The organism is Acinetobacter sp. ANC 7912 (assembly GCF_039862785.1).
GTDB lineage: Bacteria > Pseudomonadota > Gammaproteobacteria > Pseudomonadales > Moraxellaceae > Acinetobacter > Acinetobacter thermotolerans.
This window is the reverse complement of sequence record NZ_CP156795.1, coordinates 2480254-2498061: the sequence shown is the minus strand read 5'-3', so window position 1 is coordinate 2498061 and position 17808 is coordinate 2480254. Positions and strand designations below refer to the sequence as shown.

Sequence of the window (17808 nt, the reverse complement as noted above, 5' to 3'; positions counted from 1 at the left end):
TCCTTAAACCAGTTCAATAATGGTGGCGATGCCCATGCCGCCACCGACACATAAAGTTGCCAGACCGCGTTTCTTGCCCTGGCGTTCCAGCTCATCCAGCAAAGTACCGAGAATCATGGCACCAGTTGCCCCCAGTGGATGACCCATTGCAATCGCACCACCATTCACATTAACTTTAGCCGGGTCAACCTTCATTTCATTGATAAAGCGCATCACCACAGCCGCAAAAGCTTCATTGACTTCAAACAGGTCAATATCATCAATCGTTAAGCCAGCTTTAGCCAGCGCTTTACGTGCAGCAGGTGCAGGGCCAGTCAGCATAATCGTTGGATCAGCACCGACTAGCGCAGTCGCTAGTACCTTGGCACGCGGTTTCAGGTTCTGTTCTTTCACCGCCTGTTCTGAGGCCAGTAGGACCAGTGCAGCACCATCAACAATGCCGGATGAGTTGCCGGCGTGATGCACGTGATTCACTGCACCGACTTCCGGGTATTTCTGTAGGGCGATGGCATCAAAGCCCATCTGTCCCATGGTGGCGAAACTTGGATTCAGTTTGTTGAGAGTTTCAAGCGTGGTATTCGGTTTAATGAATTCGTCTTTATCCAAAATTACCACACCGGCTTTATCTTTGACCGGCACAATTGATTTATCAAAATGACCATTGGCCTGAGCTGCTGCGGCTTTTTTCTGAGACTGTTCGGCGAAGGCATCGACATCGGAACGCGTATAACCATCAATGGTCGCGATCAGGTCGGCACCAATGCCTTGTGGAATAAAATCACAAGCCATGTTGGTTTCCGGGTCGAGTGCCCAAGGGCCGCCATCGGAGCCCATCGGTACACGGGACATGGATTCCACACCACCTGCAACCACTAGATCTTCCCAACCAGAGCGAACTTTTTGTGCTGCCATATTCACCGCTTCTAGACCGGAAGCACAGAAACGGTTGATTTGTACACCAGCGACATCATTGTCCCAGCCGGCTGCAATAGCTGCTGTTTTGGCAATATCAGCACCTTGGTCACCAATTGGTGTGACACAACCAAGGACGATATCATCTACTTTGGATGTATCTAAAGAATGACGGTCTTTCAGTTCATTGAGTAAAGTGGTAACTAAAGTAATCGGTTTGACTTCATATAAGGATCCATCCTTTTTCCCCTTGCCGCGTGGCGTGCGAATGGCATCGATGATGTAGGCCTCGCTCATAGCATTTCCCTTTTTATTGATGGAATATGATTTATTCTGATGATTTGAGTGTAATGATTCTTGAGGTGAGCGCAATGACGAGAACGGATCAGGTCATTTGAGCATTCTGGTCAATTAAAAGAGATGGTTTAAAGAAATGTTCAAATAAAAAAAACGCCCAAGTCTGGAGCTTGGGCAATATTTGAATTTAGCACTCGTGTGAAGGCTAAATATGAAGATGCTGTGGCTTAATGGTAACCATGCAACTGACGATAAAGACCTGGAGTAACCCCGGTCCATTTCTTGAAAGCACGGTGGAAGGTACTGGTTTCACTGAAACCCACTTGTTGTGCGACATCTTCCAGCGTCAGATCTGGATTCAATAATAGGTGAATTGCAGCATCTCGGCGTAGCGCATCTTTCACACCCTGATAGCTTTTACCTTCCGCAGCCAGACGGCGACGCAAAGTTTGTGGCGATAGATACAGCATGGATGCTACATCATTCAGGGTCGGCATTTCTTCTCCGATCTGGCTCTTCAGCACTTCACGAATACGAGAAGTCAGCGAGTTGGTATTCTTGAATTTTACCAACAGCTGTGCTGGTGCAGCTTTCAGGAATTCTTCCAGGGTTTCTTCATTCTGGCGGATTGGCAGGTCTAAATAGTCCGCTGCAAATGTGATTTCAGTCCGTGGCATATCAAACTGCATCACCGGTGCAAAGAACAGCGCATCATATTCATCGGCATGATCTGGACGTGGATAGTTAAAATGTACACGTTCTAATGGCAGGCGGCGTTCAATCAGCCATGAGGCCAAGCCATGCCAGATCATCAACATACTTTCAGTAATGAAGTGATCCGGGTCCATGTCTTTCGGAATTTGCGGCACCAGACGTGCTTCATGTTTGTCACGTTCCAAGGTCACAGCCCAGTCATCACCGAACAGCTTGTAGAACTGAGAGGACAGCTCCAGCGCATCACCCAGAGTTTTGGCATGAATAATCAGCTGACACATAATGGCAAATGTGCCGAGACGGCGCGGCTGTTTGTCAAAGCCGACATGCTCATCTTGAGTTACCATCCAGAGCATCTTGATAAAACGGGTATATTGTTCTGGCGAGATACGTGCCTTTGGCTGATGCAGAAGCTCAGCTTCAATACCCACATGAGACAAAAGTGTATCGACATCCATACCCAGACGCTTCACGCCGTAGAGTGCTGCGTTGACGAAATGGATACTGATCGTATCACGACTCATGTTTAAACCTTCAGTCTCTTTGATGTTCACTAATGCTTGACCTAATTGACACAAAATAATAAATCAATGGCAATTTACAAAATCTGACTTGCCATTTGTTACATATTAAATTGCCGAAATGATCAAGGTAAATGGCTGAACATGACATTGTTTTTATGCATTTGTGTTTCTAAGATGAATAAAAAACCACCATAAATAGAGTAAATATTCTAATGTCTTATGCTCTGAAAGGATTGAAAGTTCTGGATTTTTCTACACTTTTGCCTGGTCCTTTTGCCACCATGTATTTGGCAGATCTCGGTGCGGAAGTTGTGCATATTGAATCACCGACACGACCGGATTTGTTGCGTTTAGTGCCACCGTATGCACACGGACAGGCCACTGCACATAATTATTTGAATCGTAATAAACAATCTGTGGCATTAGATTTGAAAGACCGAAACAGCCTTGAATTAATCAAAGCCAAAATCTCGGACTATGACATTGTCGTAGAACAATTCCGCCCTGGTGTGATGCAACGTTTAGGATTGGATTATTCCACCCTAGCTGAGATTAATCCACGACTGATCTATTGTTCGATTACCGGGTATGGCCAAACGGGTTCCTATAAGGATAAAGCTGGGCACGACATTAATTATCTGGCGTTGTCAGGCATTGCCGGTCATAGTGGTCGGGTGCAGGGCGGGCCACCGCCGTTTGGCATTCAGGTGGCGGATGTCGCCGGTGGTTCTATGCATGCTATCATTGCCATTTTGGCAGCCGTGATCGAACGGCAACGTAGCGGCATGGGACAATATATTGATATTTCCATGACCGATTGCGCGGTAACTCTAAACAATATGGCCGCAGCAGCCAGTTTGGCGGGTGGTGTGCATGCACAGCCAGAGTCGGGTCATCTAAATGGTGGAACCTTTTATGACTATTACCATACCCAAGATGGTCGCTATCTTTCTGTAGGCAGTTTAGAGCCACAATTTATGCAGGGTCTGGCACAAGCATTGGAGCTACCGATCCTGCTAGAAAAAGGTATGTCTATGGATGCACAGGATCGGGCAGAAGTTAAAGCGGCGATCCAGCAGAAAATTGGCAGTAAGACTTTAGCTGAGTGGCAGACTATATTTTCCAGCTTGGATGTCTGTGTCGAACCCGTGTTGCAACTGGACGAAGCTTTACATTCACAGCTAGCCCAAGAACGCGGTTGGGTAGTGAAGGTACCAGTGAAGTCAGGAGAGCAGGAGACCGAACCTCAGCTGGCCTGTCCCATCAAGTTTTCACGTTCCAGTTCACGTTATGAATTTATTGGACAAGCACTAGGTGAAACTAAAGACTGGTAAGAAAAGCCTTCTTTTATATGTTTATTTATCAAGCAGTAGCAAAAAGTCTTTATATGAAAATAAATGCTAAAGAAGTGAAAAATTAATTATTATTGCTGGAATAATGGTTTTGTTGCGCAAAGCCTTTATATCACTGAAATTCCTATAGGCTTATCAATAAAACCGCTATAAAATATGTATAAAAAGCATTTTATTGATAGATTCAATCTCGTTATTCTTGCGGTCGATATAATAGAAACTACTAGCTGTACGCCATGTATTTATATACTGATTTCGATCAGCAACTGATTAATGAACGTGTTGCACAGTTCCGTGACCAGACGGAACGTTACCTAGCGGGCAAACTCACTGAAGATGAATACCGTCCGCTCCGTCTTCAAAATGGTTTATATGTCCAACGTTATGCACCAATGTTGCGTATCGCGGTGCCTTATGGACTAATGAATTCTAAACAGCTTCGTAAAGTGGCGGAGTTGGCAAAAGAATATGACCGTGGCTATGCACACGTTTCAACCCGTCAGAATATCCAGTTCAACTGGCCTGCATTGGAAAATGTACCAGACATGCTGCAAGAGCTGGCATCAGTACAAATGCATGCGATCCAGACTTCAGGTAACTGTATCCGTAACACTACAACTGACCAGTATGCCGGTGTGGTTGCAGGTGAAATTGCAGATCCTCGCCCGACTTGTGAATTGATCCGTCAGTGGTCAACTTTCCACCCTGAATTTGCTTTCCTGCCACGTAAGTTCAAGATTGCAGTTTCTGCACTTGAAGAAGTGGATCGTGCTGCGACTTCATTCCACGATATCGGTGTGTATATCGTGAAAAATGCAGCAGGTGAGATCGGTTACAAGATCAAAGTCGGTGGTGGTCTGGGCCGTACCCCAATCATCGGTTCAGTAATCCGTGAATGGTTGCCTCGTGAAGACCTGATTGCTTATCTTGAAGCGGTACTGCGTGTTTATAACCTGCATGGTCGTCGTGACAACAAATATAAAGCGCGTATCAAGATTTTGGTAAAAGCATTAACACCAGAAGTATTTGCAGAGAAAGTTGAAGCTGAATTTGCGCATACGATTAAAACACTGAAAATCGATGCTGAAACCCTGAAGAAAATGGATGAGAACTTCACACCATTTGATTATCAGGATTATGCAGATGAAGACTTCACTGAGCTCTTTGCGCAGTATTCAAAATTCAAGCAATGGTTCAACATCAATACCAATGCACATAAAGTGAAAGGTTACCGCATCGTAACGATTTCTTTGAAACGTGCGGGTGTAGCACCTGGTGATGTAACAACTGAAGAGATGAACCTGATTGCAGATCTTGCAGACAAGTACACCTTCGGTGAACTGCGTACTACACATGAGCAAAACATTGCGCTTGTTGATGTACCACAAAAAGACCTATTCGAATTGTGGCAGACTCTGGATCAGCATAACCTGGCACGTGCACATATCGGTTTCTTGACGGATATTATCTGCTGCCCAGGCGGTGACTTCTGTTCATTGGCAAATGCGAAATCGATTCCAATTTCTGAAGCGATTTCACGCCGTTTTGATGATCTGGATACCATTTATAACCTTGGCAAAATCGACCTGAACATTTCAGGCTGTATGAATGCGTGTGGTCATCACCATGTCGGTAATATCGGTATCTTGGGTGTGGATAAAAAAGGTGCTGAGTTCTACCAAATCACATTAGGTGGTAATGCGGATCATGATGCATCGATTGGTGATATTCTTGGCCCATCATTTGCTGCTGAAGTGGTTCCAGATATTATCGAAGAAATCCTGAATACTTATCTTGACCTGCGTCAGGAAGGTGAAGAGTTCATCGATACTTACCGCCGTGTTGGCATTCAACCATTCAAGGAGCGTGCATATGCTTAATACCGCACTACAAGTGCTCTCTAAAGATGGCACGATTGCACACAATACTTACCAGCTGATTGGTGAAGACGGCGTATTGCCACAAGGTGATGTGGTTCTGACTGTTGATCAACTGGATCAGTTGCCAAACATCACTGGTAAAAAAGCATTGTACTTGACTGTTGATGCTTCACCTGAAACCAATGAATTTCCGCTGGATCAACTGGATGCGATTTTCATCGAGTTTGCTGGTTTTAATGATGGCCGTGGCTATTCATTTGCCGCATTACTGCGCCGTCAAGGTTTCCAGGGTGAACTGCGTGCGACTGGTGACGTGTTCAAAGATGTACTGAACTACATGAAACGTTCCGGCTTTGATACATTTGTGATTAAAGAAGGCAAAGACATTCAGGAAGCAGCAGCGGGGCTGAATGACTTTACTCGTCCTTATCAAGCATCGACTGCCGTGCCTCAAGCGAATTACCAAACTGGGGCTTAAGCAGCCTTGAGTAAAAAAGCCTCCATCGGGAGGCTTTTTTATTGCTGAAAATTAGATTGTATGTTCTTCCAATAAGCAGTTAATCATCCACTGCACGCCAAACTGATCGGTAAACGCTGCATAAAGAGCACCCCAAAAAGTTTTTTCCAGCGGCATTTCCACTTTGCCTTTTACTGATAAAGCTTCAAATAGTCGTTGTGCTTCTACCTGTTCGCTGGCACTCAAAATAATTGCAATAAAGTGATTGCTGCCTTTCACAAAAGCTGGCGTATTCGGTGTACATAATTTGTCATTCACATCCGAACCCATCAATTCGGTATATTCATTGATGGGAAGGGCAACATGCAGGATCAGACTTTTTTCCGTTTCGGATAGATCCAGTCCTTCTTGTGCAGGCATATCTCCATAGCGGGTTAGACTGGAAAATTCACCACCAAAGATTGAACGATAAAAGGTAAAGGCGGCTTCGGTTTCACCTTGGAAATTCAGATAGTGATTGAAACGCATGACAGTGTCCTGTTTTTGTTTTTTATCTTCCTTAATCTACGCCTGATTGAGTTATCAGATTGATCAAGAAGCTTTATGAATATGTAAGCAGGAACTATGACTACTTATTTGACATCCTCTCCGACCTAAAGGACGGAGATTCCTCCTGCGAGACGCCCATGTCCGAGCGCAAGAATATTCAGTGCTGAGTTTATATCTCTATCGTGGAATGTACCGCACTCCACACACTGCCATTCTCTTATTCCAAGTCCTGCTCTACCTTTCAGACTACTGGAGCGTGAGCCGCAGCACGAGCAAGTTTGGGTGGTATAGGCTTCATTGACTTCTTCATACCATACCCCTGCGTTCTCGCATTTATACTTGAGCATGGTTCTTAAGGTCGTCCAACCTGCATCGAGTACAGACTTAGCTAATTTTGTCTGTGCCAATGCTTTGGCATTCACATTACCAACGAAGATGGCTGCATGTTCATTCACCAGTTTATGACTGAATTGATGCAGCATATTTTGACGTAGATTTTTGATCTTGGCATGAATCGCTTTGACACGTTTTTTATTTCTTGCTCTTTGAGCAATACCAAGTTTTTGTTCATATTGACGATAGATTTTAGGCGCTTTGAACTTTACACCATCTGAGCAAGTCGCAAGGTCTTTGAGTCCTAGATCAATGCCAATTGAGGTTTTAGCGGTGGTTTTCTCTGTTTTAATTGAATCAACCACAAGACATACATACCAACGCCCTCGGCTATCCTCGACAAACGAGCCTGTTTTAACATTGTATTTACTTAGTCCGTAACTGTCCCATAGCTTGAATTGATGCTTGCCGTATTGGACATACCCATCGGCATATTTCACCGCCACTTTTTTAAATGGAATCCAACCGAGAGAACGTCTAGCATTTTTTTGTTACTGACACGCCATTTTAGCTTGGCTTTTTTAAATTGCTTTCTTCGAGTAACTAATTCTTCCGCAACTGCCTGTATGGTTTGGCTGTGCAAATTGCACTCTTTTGATGTACCTTTCGTGTATTTAGCAATATCGTAAGCTGAAAAGAATTGTTGTTTTCTTTGCAAGTGTTTAAAACACAAATCATTGACATAGTTCCAGACAAAATTAACTTCAGATGCCAATTGGTCTAGCACCTTGCAATGTTTGTCTTTTATGCGTAATTTAAGTGTCTTCATCACTAAAATATATTTGGTCTATGGATAATAGTCAAGAGATTAGAACAGGTCGTCACTGTGTTTTTAATATGCACGTTCATTTAGTCTTTGTGGCTAAATATCGTAGAGATGTTTTTACCAAAGCTATGCTCGAAACTATGAATGAAGTATTCAAGCGCATTTGCTTAGACTTTGAAGCTAAGTTGGTAGAATTTGATGGTGAGCATGATCATGTTCATTTACTTGTGAACTATCCACCAAAAGTAGCTATTTCTAGCTTGGTTAACAGCCTAAAAGGTGCATCTAGTCGTATTTTAAGAACTAAACACCCTGAAATTAAAAACAAATTATGGGGGAATGCTTTGTGGTCGCCTAGTTATTTCGCTGCATCGTGTGGAGGTGCTCCCATTGGGATTATTAAACAATATATCCAACAACAGCAAACACCGCATTAGCAATCCTAGCTAATCCCCACAAGGGGGACTAGCGGATTGCAGCCTTATATCCCCGCCCTGAAGGGCGAGGTTTTACGGCTAAAGGGATAAAAGTATGAAACGACTAGCGAAAGAATCAGTAAAGACTAATTTTAATAGGCTGTTTTAAATCATTTTTACAGTGAAATTTCTTAATTCGCTAAAAATAAAAAGAGAGCTAACAAAGCTCTCTTTCTTATAGCAAATTTCTGTTTGAATTAGATTAGTTCAATTGCAATCGCTGTTGCTTCACCACCACCGATACATAGTGCAGCAATACCGCGTTTACCACCAGTACGTTTTAGGGCATGGATCAGAGTCAGAATGATACGTGAACCGGTAGAACCAACCGGGTGACCCAGTGCACATGCACCACCGTTAATGTTGACTTTTTCTGGATCCAGCTTGAACTCATCCATTGGACACATAGTGACCATGGCAAAAGCTTCATTGATTTCCCAAAGATCCACGTCTTCAGCTTTCCAGCCAGTTTTATTCAGAACTTTCTGAATCGCACCGACTGGCGCAATGGTAAATTCAGATGGATGCTGGGAGTTTGATGCATAGGCAATGATTTTAGCCAAAGGTGCTAGACCTTTAGCTGCTGCGTTATCGCTTGAAGTCAACACAAGAGCAGAAGCACCGTCTGAGATCGAGCTGGCATTGGCAGCGGTAATGGTGCCGTCTTTAGCAAATGCCGGACGAAGGGTAGGAATTTTTTCAATATTGGCATTGAATGGCTGTTCGTCTTTATCAACTACCACATCACCTTTGCGGGTAGAGACAGTGACTGGCACGATTTCATCAGCGAAGTAGCCTTCATTGACTGCAGTTAGGGCACGTTTTAATGAACGAATCGCAAAATCATCCATCTGTTCACGGGTATAGCCTTTCTGGTTGGCCATGTCCTGAGCAAATGAACCCATCAGACGACCTGTTTCAGCATCTTCCAGACCATCCAGGAACATATGATCTTTAACTTCACCATGTCCCATACGGAAACCACCACGTGCTTTAGGTATCAGGTATGGCGCATTACTCATGGATTCCATACCACCAGCAACCACGATGTTGGCAGAACCCGCTTTAATCATGTCCGCAGCCTGCATCACGGCTTTCATTCCTGAACCACATAGTTTGTTGATGGTCACAGCACCAGTGCTATCGGGTAAGCCTGCTTTACGCATCGCTTGACGGGCAGGGCCTTGTTTTAAACCCGCTGGAAGGACACAACCCATAATGACTTCTTCAATATCAGTTGGCTGTAAACCTGCACGAGCGATCGCTTCTTTGATAGTCACAGCACCAAGTTCTGGTGCAGGAACACTTGATAAACTTCCCTGAAAGCCGCCCATGGCTGTACGTGCACCATTGACAATTACAATGTCAGTCATTGTTGTATCTCCGTATGAGTTTTAGTCATTTATTCTTGACTTAAGCAGTATATTAAAAAAACGGACAGAAAAAAGCCTAAAAAGATAGTGAATCATAAACCGGTCAGTTCTTAGGAACAGCTAGTTAAATCTTCTTTGCGGAGGTGTCCCATTTTGCTCAGCACGATTTTGTAATGTTTAGCGGATTTCAGAGAGCAGTAATAAAAACTGCCATTGGAGCCGATCGGTAAATTGGTCTGTGCTTGATAGCTAACGCTTGGGATACTTAAAGCACCGCTCCAGTCCAACTGGCCATATTTTAATTTGAGCTGGTCAATCTGCAGGACCGTTTCGCCTGCATCAACTTGTCTGTTTCTATTCTGATCAACAAACACCAGCCAGGCATGACTCCATTGATTTGCTTGACAGTTGGATAAGTTTAAGGTCGGACAGATGACTATATTTTGTCGTAGGATGGCTGACTGACTACGTGCATAACGATTTATTGCTGCAATCTTGTGAAAAATACTATTCGCTTCCTGCTTGGCTTGGTATTCCTGAAAGGAAGGAACCGCAATTGTTGCAATTACTGCGAGTACAGAGAGAGTGACAATTAGCTCTACAAGAGTGAACGCTTTATTTCTTTTTATATACATGGTTTAACCTTTTTATATATTATTTTTATTGGAAACATGCTATTAATTAGGCGTTTTTTGAATGCTTTTTTTATTACCTGAGTATTTTTGTACTTGAAGTAAGAGAAAGCTGTTAAAATTAAGTAAGTGAAAATAAGTTATTCACAACAAGAAATTGAGTAAAAAATTACCGAATTACAACGGAAATTGTAAGTAATTTTGTCAATAATTTACTTGATTAGATTAATCAAGCACTTGGAAATTTAATCAAGTGTTTGTATGATTCCCTGTGAATAGCTTAAAAATAAAACTGGGGTAAAAGAAGCCTATCTCAGGAAAGCCAATTTAGATTTGAGCTTGAACAACAATTTCTTATCTCTGGAGGATAAATCCATGAAAATGAGTCGTATTGCATTAGCAATGCTCGTAGCTGCTCCTTTTGCCGCAGCAACTGCAGGCGTAACTGTAACTCCTTTAATGCTTGGTTACACTTGGCAAGACACTAAACACAACAACGGTCAATCACAGTTGCTTTCTTCTAAACTAGCTCAAGGCGAAATGAAAGACGATTTATTCGTCGGCGCTGCGTTAGGTGTAGAATTAACTCCATGGTTAGGCTTTGAAGCTGAATACAACCAAGTAAAAGGCGACGTGAGCCAAATGAACGGTTCACACGGCTTAGGTCAAGCAAACAGCTTGGTTGATCTTGGTGCTGAGTACAAACAAACTCAAATCAACGGTAACTTCTACGTTACTTCTGACTTGATTACTCAAGACTACGACAGCAAATTCAAACCTTACGTACTTGCTGGTGCTGGTCACTACAAATACAAATTTGACGGTGTTGAACGTTCTAACGTAAACGGTGCGAATACTCGTGACCGTGGTAACACTGAAGAAGGTACTTTAGCGAACGCTGGTGTTGGTGCATTCTATCGTTTAAACGATGTTGTATCTCTACGTGCTGAAGGTCGTGGTACTTATAACTTTGACGAACAATTCTGGAACTACACAGCTCTTGCTGGTCTTAACGTAGTTCTTGGCGGTCACTTGAAACCAGCTGCTCCAGTAGTTGAAGTTGCTCCAGTTGAGCCAGTTGCTCCAGTTCAACCAGCTCCACAAGAGTTGACTGAAGACCTGAACATGGAACTTCGCGTATTCTTTGATACTAACAAATCTAACATCAAAGATCAGTACAAACCAGAAATCGCGAAAGTTGCTGAAAAACTGGTTGAATATCCAAATGCAACTGCTCGTATCGAAGGTCACACAGACAACACTGGTCCACGTGCACTGAACGAACGTCTGTCTCTTGCTCGTGCTAACTCTGTGAAATCTTCACTGGTTAACGAATACAACGTAGATCCGGCTCGTCTGTCTACTCAAGGCTTCGCTTGGGATCAGCCAATTGCTGACAACAACACTAAAGAAGGCCGTGCTATGAACCGTCGTGTATTCGCTACTATCACTGGTAGCCGTACTGTTCTAGCTGAACAACCAGCTGCTGAGCAACCAGTAGAACAACCAGCTCAATAATTCATTATTGAAGTCTGATTAACGAAAAGCGACTCTTTGGAGTCGCTTTTTTTATTGTTTTAAATTCACTACACTGCCATCGTCTAAACAGTATTGAGCGAAAGCATGAGTGTTGAACTTCCCCAAGATTTACAAAATCTGGATGCCAATAGTGGTATTTATGCGATCTGGATGATCTTCCATCATTATGGTATTGATCTGCATATTCCAGATTTGGTGCAATTGACTAGTCATGATCCTGAAATGGGGACTTCGACGATTGCACTTGCAGTTACATTAAAAACACTGGGGCTAGAGGTAGCGTTCTATACCGAGCATGATGCAGATAAACAGCCGCTAGAAGTCAGGTTTTATCAACAATCGAAACAGCTTAAGATTTCTATGGAGGAAACTCCTTTATCTTATGAGCAGATACAAGAATATGTGGAATCTGGAAATTTTGTGATCGTGTTCTATGACACTTTAGATGGGGTAGGGAATCATTCATTGATCTATGAAATTAATGACAAAGAAATTAGTTTCTTTGATAGTTTTGATGTAATGAGCAAAGAAACTTTTGAACAGCAACGCCGGAAAGAAGGGATCTGCCAGCAAGCGATAGTGATTGATGATCGTAATTTCGTGATGCGACACAGCTGATGAAAAATAAAATTTTAAGCGTAAAAAAAAGCAGCGATTCACGCTGCTTTTTTAGTTCTGGATTATGTCCCGTCCTGAAATAAGTTTACACCTTAAGAGACTTATTTTATGGAACATAAACGAGAACAACGAGTTAAACGTACACAACGTGACTATAGCTTTGCCTTTAAAATGATGGTGGTACATGAAGTAGAAAAAGGGCAAATTACTTATAAGCAAGCTCAGGCAAAATATGGTATTCAAGGAAGATCAACTGTGCTGGTATGGTTACGCAAGCACGGACAACAGGACTGGACTTCGAATATGCCGACTTCTTCTAAACGCCAATTGACACCCCAACAACGAATCCGCCAATTAGAAAAGCAGTTAGCCGCAGAAAAGCTTAAAACTGAATTTATTCAGGATGTGATTTATCACATTGATAAAGAATGTGGGACTGATCTTGGAAAAAAGTATACCGAGCACGTTTCAAAGATTGGCAAAGCCAAAGAAGACTAAGCGTTTCACGTTATTGTCAGTGGTTGGGAATCACCCGACAAGCTTATTATCAAGCAGAAAAACGTGCTCAAATGACTGCACAAGCAACTGAACAAATACTTGAGTTGGTTATGGAATATCGCTGTCTCATGCCAAGTATCGGAACACGTAAGCTGTATTGGCTTATTAAAGGCAAATTGTTGCAACGTGGTTTAAAGTGTGGACGGGATCAGTTATTTAAAATATTGAAAGAAAATAACTTATTGATTCGCCCTAAGCGTCGCTATACAAAAACTACGGATAGCAAGCATTGGATGAAGAAGCATCCAAATTTATTAAAGGATTATTCAGCAGTGCAAGCCAATGAAGTCTTTGTTAGTGATATTACCTATGTTGAGAGTGCTGAAGGTGTGCATTATTTATCCTTGGTGACAGATGCTTATACCCGACAGATTAAAGGTTATAAGTTATCGAATGATATGCGTGCGGAGAATGTTGTGCAGGCTCTACATATGGCGATGCAGCAAGCGACAGATCGAGCGACTAGGATGATTCATCATTCAGATAGAGGTGCTCAATATTGCTCTGAGCTATATCAATCGGCATTGCGCCATTATGGGATATGTCCTTCCATGACAGATGGCAAGGACTGTTATCAGAATGCATTAGCAGAGCGAATTAATGGAATATTAAAGCAGGAGTTTTTAACCACGCGATGTCAAACCATGAAGGAGTTAGATCACTTAATTGCGGAATCTATCATGATTTACAATTGTTATAGACCGCATTTAAGTTTAAATATGAACACCCCGAATCAGATGTATGAGCAAACAAAAACCGAGCTAATTGCTTAACTCGGTTTGAAGTGGAATACTGTCAATCTATTTCAGGACAAGACATTATTCGCGGTCTATTTTGACAGGTTGTACATCCATATCCTGATAAGAAATCAGTCTGGTTTTATGTTTCCACTTATAGCCAATCCAGATAGCCAGAAACAGGAAAATACCGATATAGGTTGATAGTACGCCTAACCAATCACCTTTTAATACCGCTTCATAGTTCTGGCCCAGTACTACAATGGCACAAAGCACAAAAGCAAACCAAGGCGCAAATGGGAAGAACTTGGCACGATAGGCTAGATCTTCAAGCTTATAGCCTTGGGCTAAATAACCTTTACGGAAGCGATAATGTGATATGGCAATACCCAGCCAAACGATAAAGCCACACATACCTGACATATTCAGCAACCAGTTAAATACTTCTTGTTCACCAATAAAGGTAGTTAAGAAGCATAGTGCGGCAATTGCAGTTGTTGCATACAGTGCATTCATCGGTACGCCACGAGCATCTAATTTACCAAAGATTTTTGGTGCACTGCCTTTACGTGCCATATCAAATAGCATACGGGTAGAAGAGTACATGCCTGAGTTACCCGCTGAGAGGATCGCAGTCAGGATGACCGCATTCATGACACTGGCTGCAAAAGCAAAGCCTGCCTGTTCGTAGAGTAAGGTGAAAGGAGAAAGCGCGATATCTTCACTTGCTGCTGCCTGTAATAAACGTGGATCATCATAGGCAATCAGGGTGCCGATAATGAAAATACACACGATATAGAACAGCAGGATTCGCCAGAAAATCTGCTTGATCGCAACAGGAATAGTCTTTTGAGGATCTTTGGATTCACCTGCAGCGACACCGACCATTTCTGTGCCCTGAAAAGAGAACCCGGCAATCATTGCTACCCCAATCAGGGCAGGTAAGCCTCCTACAAATGGTGCTTCACCTTTAGTCCAGTTTGCAAAGGTTGCCACATCAGGTGTCAGCATGATTTTCGCAATCATGAAGATACCAATAATGATAAAAGCCACAATGGCTAGGACTTTAATGAGAGAGAAGAAAAATTCGGATTCACCAAAGCCTTTAACGGTCAGTGCATTAATTGCGAAGACAATGGTCAGGAACAAGGCACTCCAGTAAAACCCGGGAATGTCCGGGAACCAGAATTTCATAATGAATTGTACTGCTACCAGCTCAAAGGCAACGGTAATGGCCCAGTTATACCAATAGTTCCATCCTAGCGCGAAACCAAAGCCGCCCTCGACATATTTAGTACCGTAAGTAAAGAAGGCACCTGAAGTCGGGTTATGGGTTGCAAGCTCGCCCAGACTGGTCATTAGGAAGTAGATCATGACGCCGATCAGGGCATAGGCGAGTAGGGCGCCACCAGGTCCGGCACTGGCAATGGTTGCACCTGAAGCCAGGAATAAACCTGTACCAATTGATCCACCAATGGCGATCATATTCAAATGACGAGCACTAAGCTTACGCTGCAGCTGTGTGCTGTTTTGGGTTTCGCTCATCATGATTCCTTATTTTTTGAGGTGCTGGCGAAAAGCACCTTGAAACCTTGTTGATCGGTTTTGACTGTGCACTGGCCAAAACTTTGCTCAATTAAGATCGGGTAATTTAAGAAGCGGTTCGCCACGATCCATAATTCACCGCCAGACTTGAGGTGGCGACGTGAAGACTTGCACAGGTTTTCACTAGCATCGTAATTGGTCTGGATGCCCTGATGGAATGGAGGATTGCTGACAATGGCATGTAAAAATAATGGTGCATCATCAATACCGCTTACCGCTTTGATTTCAAGCTGCTCGGGTTGGAGCTGATTTTTCTCGAAAGTCATCTGGGTAGATGCCAAAGCAAAGGCATCGACATCCAGCGCAAAAATACGGTTATTCGGATTGAGTTTTGCCAGATAGGCGCTAATTACGCCTGCACCACAGCCAAAGTCTGCAATTTTACCTGAAGTGACTTCAGACAGATAAGGCAGCAATACTGCAGTACCCACATCCAGACGGTTTTGGCTAAATACACCAGGAAGCGCACAAACAGTTAAGTCACCTTTGGGAGTAGAGATGCTATAGGTTAGTGCCCAGTCAGCTAACGCTTTTTTCTCGACGCAGCAGTCTAGTGTCAATTGCCACAATTGGCAATGCCGTGCGCTGTCAAGTTTGATGATTTTACCATAGGCTTGCAGCTGTTTGGCAGCACGTTCCACACCACCTTTTTTTTCACCGACCAGGAACACACTGCTACCAGAGCTTAAATGTACTGCAACATTATGAATCAAGTAATTAAGTAATTCTTTGGATTTAGGAACAAATATCACCGCCTGATCAAACGCGGCTTCTGGAAATTCAGCCCCAAAATGCACATCAACTTGCTGTGACAAGAAATATTGATAATCGTTATAGTTCCATGTCCAGATTGAAGTCTGAATCTTGTCGTCAAATTCAGAGAGCAGTTGATCCGTTGGAGGATTAATCAGCAATACACGACCCGACAAATAATCATATTGTCTTAATAAAACTTCGCTTTTAGCATCCATAGGAATCTCTCCAATAGAAAAACACTGTCTGAGTCCACCTCAGACAGTGTTTTTTGGACATGAAATTACTTCTTTGTTTCAGGAAGTACAATATTCAGAATCAGGGCAGCAATACCACCAGTCGCAACACCTGAGCTAAAGATATTACGGAATAATTCCGGTAGATGTTCCAGAATTTGTGGGACTTGTGCAACACCTAAGCCTAGAGCCAGAGAAATCGCAATGATCAGCAGGGCACGGCGGTCCAGATGAATGCCGGCCAGGATATTAATACCAGAAGCAGCAACTGCACCGAACATCACCATCACTGCACCACCAAGAACGGCTTGAGGTACTGCCTGAATTACACCAGCAACAGCAGGTAATAAACCTAGAATTACTAGAAGTGCTGCAATCCAGATGCCCACATAACGGCTGGCTACACCAGTCAGCTGAATCACACCGTTATTTTGTGCAAAGACTGAACTTGGGAAAGTATTAAAGATACCTGCCAGTAATGAATTGGCACCATTGACCAGCACACCACCTTTGATGCGTTTCATCCATTCAGGACCATCTACGGCTTGATTCGAGATTTTAGAGGTCGCAGTAATATCACCAATCGCTTCCAGTGAAGTCACCAGATAAATAAAGGCCATTGGAATAAACAGGCTCCAAGAGAAGCTTAGACCGAAGTGCATAGGTGTTGGAATCTGAACCAGTGGTGCATCTTTCAGACCATCAAAGTTCAAATGGCCCATAAAGCCGGCAAGGATATAACCTACAACCAGGGCAATCAGAATTGCTGAGCTTTTTACCCAAACGATACGGATGCGGTTCAGGATAATAATCAGTGCCAGAACAGTACAGGACATGATCAGGTTATCGGCATTGGCAAAGGTCTTATCAGACATTGCCTGATAACCACCACCCATCGAAATCAGGCCTTCTTTAATTAAAGTCAGGCCGATCAGCAGGACCACGATACCGGTAACGAGCGGAGTAATCAGTTTTTTCACCCAAGGTAGGATACGGGATACGCCCATTTCAATAAATGAGCCGGCAATGACTACACCGAAAATAGAAGCCATTACTGCTTCAACGGGGGTGCCTGTAGCGACCATTGCTGAGCCGATCCCGATGATTGGACCAATAAAGTTAAAACTGGTGCCTTGCACAATCAGCAAGCCTGCGCCAAATGGACCGACTTTTTTACACTGCAGAAAAGTCGCAATCCCCGAAATCACCAAAGACATCGACAGGATCATGTTGGTATCTTCTTTCGATACACCTAGAGCCAGACAGATGAGTAGGCCAGGAGTAACAATTGGGACAATAATGGCGAGAAGATGCTGGAATGCAGCTAAAAAAGCGACCAACGGTTTAGGACGGTCGTTCAGGCCATAGACTAAATCAAGTTGATCTTTGGAAGAGGAAGGAGATTGATGAAAATCAGACATGTGTGAACGCAAATTA

The 17808-nt window shown here is 43.2% G+C and carries 15 protein-coding genes and 1 pseudogene; 7 read left to right on the top strand and 9 right to left on the bottom strand.

Annotated features, from left to right (window positions below):
- Positions 1–3 precede the first annotated feature (3 nt).
- Both ABEF84_RS12345 and ABEF84_RS12340 read right to left on the bottom strand, forming a co-directional pair.
- Complete coding sequence (locus ABEF84_RS12345) at positions 4–1209, bottom strand: acetyl-CoA C-acetyltransferase (RefSeq protein ID WP_034585233.1); 1206 nt, start codon at positions 1207–1209, stop codon at positions 4–6.
- Between the two features lie 227 nt (positions 1210–1436).
- A complete protein-coding gene (locus tag ABEF84_RS12340) occupies positions 1437–2447 on the bottom strand; it encodes an AraC family transcriptional regulator (RefSeq protein ID WP_034585268.1) in 1011 nt (336 codons plus the stop codon).
- Between the two features lie 212 nt (positions 2448–2659).
- On the opposite strand from ABEF84_RS12340, the gene ABEF84_RS12335 reads away from it, so the two are divergent.
- From ABEF84_RS12335 to ABEF84_RS12325, 3 genes are all read left to right on the top strand, one after another.
- Entirely contained in the window at positions 2660–3781 is a 1122-nt protein-coding gene (locus tag ABEF84_RS12335) for a CaiB/BaiF CoA-transferase family protein (RefSeq protein WP_347453076.1), read from the top strand.
- Between the two features lie 254 nt (positions 3782–4035).
- Complete coding sequence (locus ABEF84_RS12330; protein WP_034585227.1) at positions 4036–5679, top strand: nitrite/sulfite reductase; 1644 nt, start codon at positions 4036–4038, stop codon at positions 5677–5679.
- On the top strand, positions 5672–6157 hold the full coding sequence (locus tag ABEF84_RS12325; RefSeq protein WP_034585224.1) for a DUF934 domain-containing protein: 486 nt from the start codon (positions 5672–5674) through the stop codon (positions 6155–6157). The genes ABEF84_RS12330 and ABEF84_RS12325 overlap by 8 nt, the downstream gene beginning before the upstream one ends.
- Positions 6158–6208: 51 nt before the next feature.
- Here ABEF84_RS12325 and ABEF84_RS12320 read toward each other — a convergent pair whose 3' ends face one another.
- Together ABEF84_RS12320 and ABEF84_RS12315 are read right to left on the bottom strand one after the other, a co-directional pair.
- Entirely contained in the window at positions 6209–6664 is a 456-nt protein-coding gene (locus tag ABEF84_RS12320) for a VOC family protein (protein WP_034584930.1), read from the bottom strand.
- A gap of 125 nt (positions 6665–6789) precedes the next feature.
- Positions 6790–7847, bottom strand: a pseudogene (locus tag ABEF84_RS12315) (RNA-guided endonuclease InsQ/TnpB family protein).
- Between the two features lie 20 nt (positions 7848–7867).
- On the opposite strand from ABEF84_RS12315, the gene tnpA reads away from it, so the two are divergent.
- Positions 7868–8281 carry an IS200/IS605 family transposase gene (tnpA, locus tag ABEF84_RS12310; protein ID WP_075167884.1) on the top strand — a complete coding sequence of 138 codons (414 nt, stop codon included), beginning with the start codon at positions 7868–7870 and terminating at the stop codon, positions 8279–8281.
- Positions 8282–8517: 236 nt separating this feature from the next.
- On the opposite strand, the gene ABEF84_RS12305 is transcribed toward tnpA, so the two are convergent.
- Positions 8518–9693, bottom strand: coding sequence for a thiolase family protein (locus tag ABEF84_RS12305; protein ID WP_034584933.1), 1176 nt, complete (start codon positions 9691–9693; stop codon positions 8518–8520).
- A gap of 110 nt (positions 9694–9803) precedes the next feature.
- Positions 9804–10328 (bottom strand): GspH/FimT family pseudopilin, encoded by a 525-nt coding sequence (locus ABEF84_RS12300; protein ID WP_034584936.1) that lies wholly within the window; start codon positions 10326–10328, stop codon positions 9804–9806.
- 372 nt (positions 10329–10700) lie between these two features.
- Between ABEF84_RS12300 and omp38 the strand changes: the two genes are divergently transcribed.
- From omp38 to ABEF84_RS12285, 3 genes are all read left to right on the top strand, one after another.
- On the top strand, positions 10701–11843 hold the full coding sequence (gene omp38, locus ABEF84_RS12295; protein WP_034584939.1) for an outer membrane protein Omp38: 1143 nt from the start codon (positions 10701–10703) through the stop codon (positions 11841–11843).
- A gap of 105 nt (positions 11844–11948) precedes the next feature.
- On the top strand, positions 11949–12482 hold the full coding sequence (locus tag ABEF84_RS12290) for a peptidase C39 (protein ID WP_034584941.1): 534 nt from the start codon (positions 11949–11951) through the stop codon (positions 12480–12482).
- A 108-nt stretch (positions 12483–12590) separates the two neighbouring features.
- Positions 12591–13813, top strand: a protein-coding gene (locus ABEF84_RS12285; protein WP_230244305.1) for an IS3 family transposase whose coding sequence is annotated in 2 segments (ribosomal slippage) — positions 12591–12927 and positions 12927–13813 — 1224 coding nt in all. Because the reading frame shifts where the segments join, the coding sequence is not laid out codon by codon here.
- 45 nt (positions 13814–13858) lie between these two features.
- On the opposite strand, the gene ABEF84_RS12280 is transcribed toward ABEF84_RS12285, so the two are convergent.
- The 3 genes from ABEF84_RS12280 to ABEF84_RS12270 form a co-directional block, all read right to left on the bottom strand.
- Positions 13859–15322, bottom strand: a complete 1464-nt coding sequence (locus ABEF84_RS12280; protein ID WP_034584944.1) for an amino acid permease — start codon at positions 15320–15322, stop codon at positions 13859–13861.
- On the bottom strand, positions 15322–16353 hold the full coding sequence (locus ABEF84_RS12275) for a methyltransferase (protein WP_034584947.1): 1032 nt from the start codon (positions 16351–16353) through the stop codon (positions 15322–15324). The genes ABEF84_RS12280 and ABEF84_RS12275 overlap by 1 nt, the downstream gene beginning before the upstream one ends.
- Positions 16354–16418: 65 nt before the next feature.
- A complete protein-coding gene (locus tag ABEF84_RS12270) occupies positions 16419–17792 on the bottom strand; it encodes a uracil-xanthine permease family protein (RefSeq protein ID WP_034584950.1) in 1374 nt (457 codons plus the stop codon).
- Between the last annotated feature and the right edge of the window lie 16 nt (positions 17793–17808).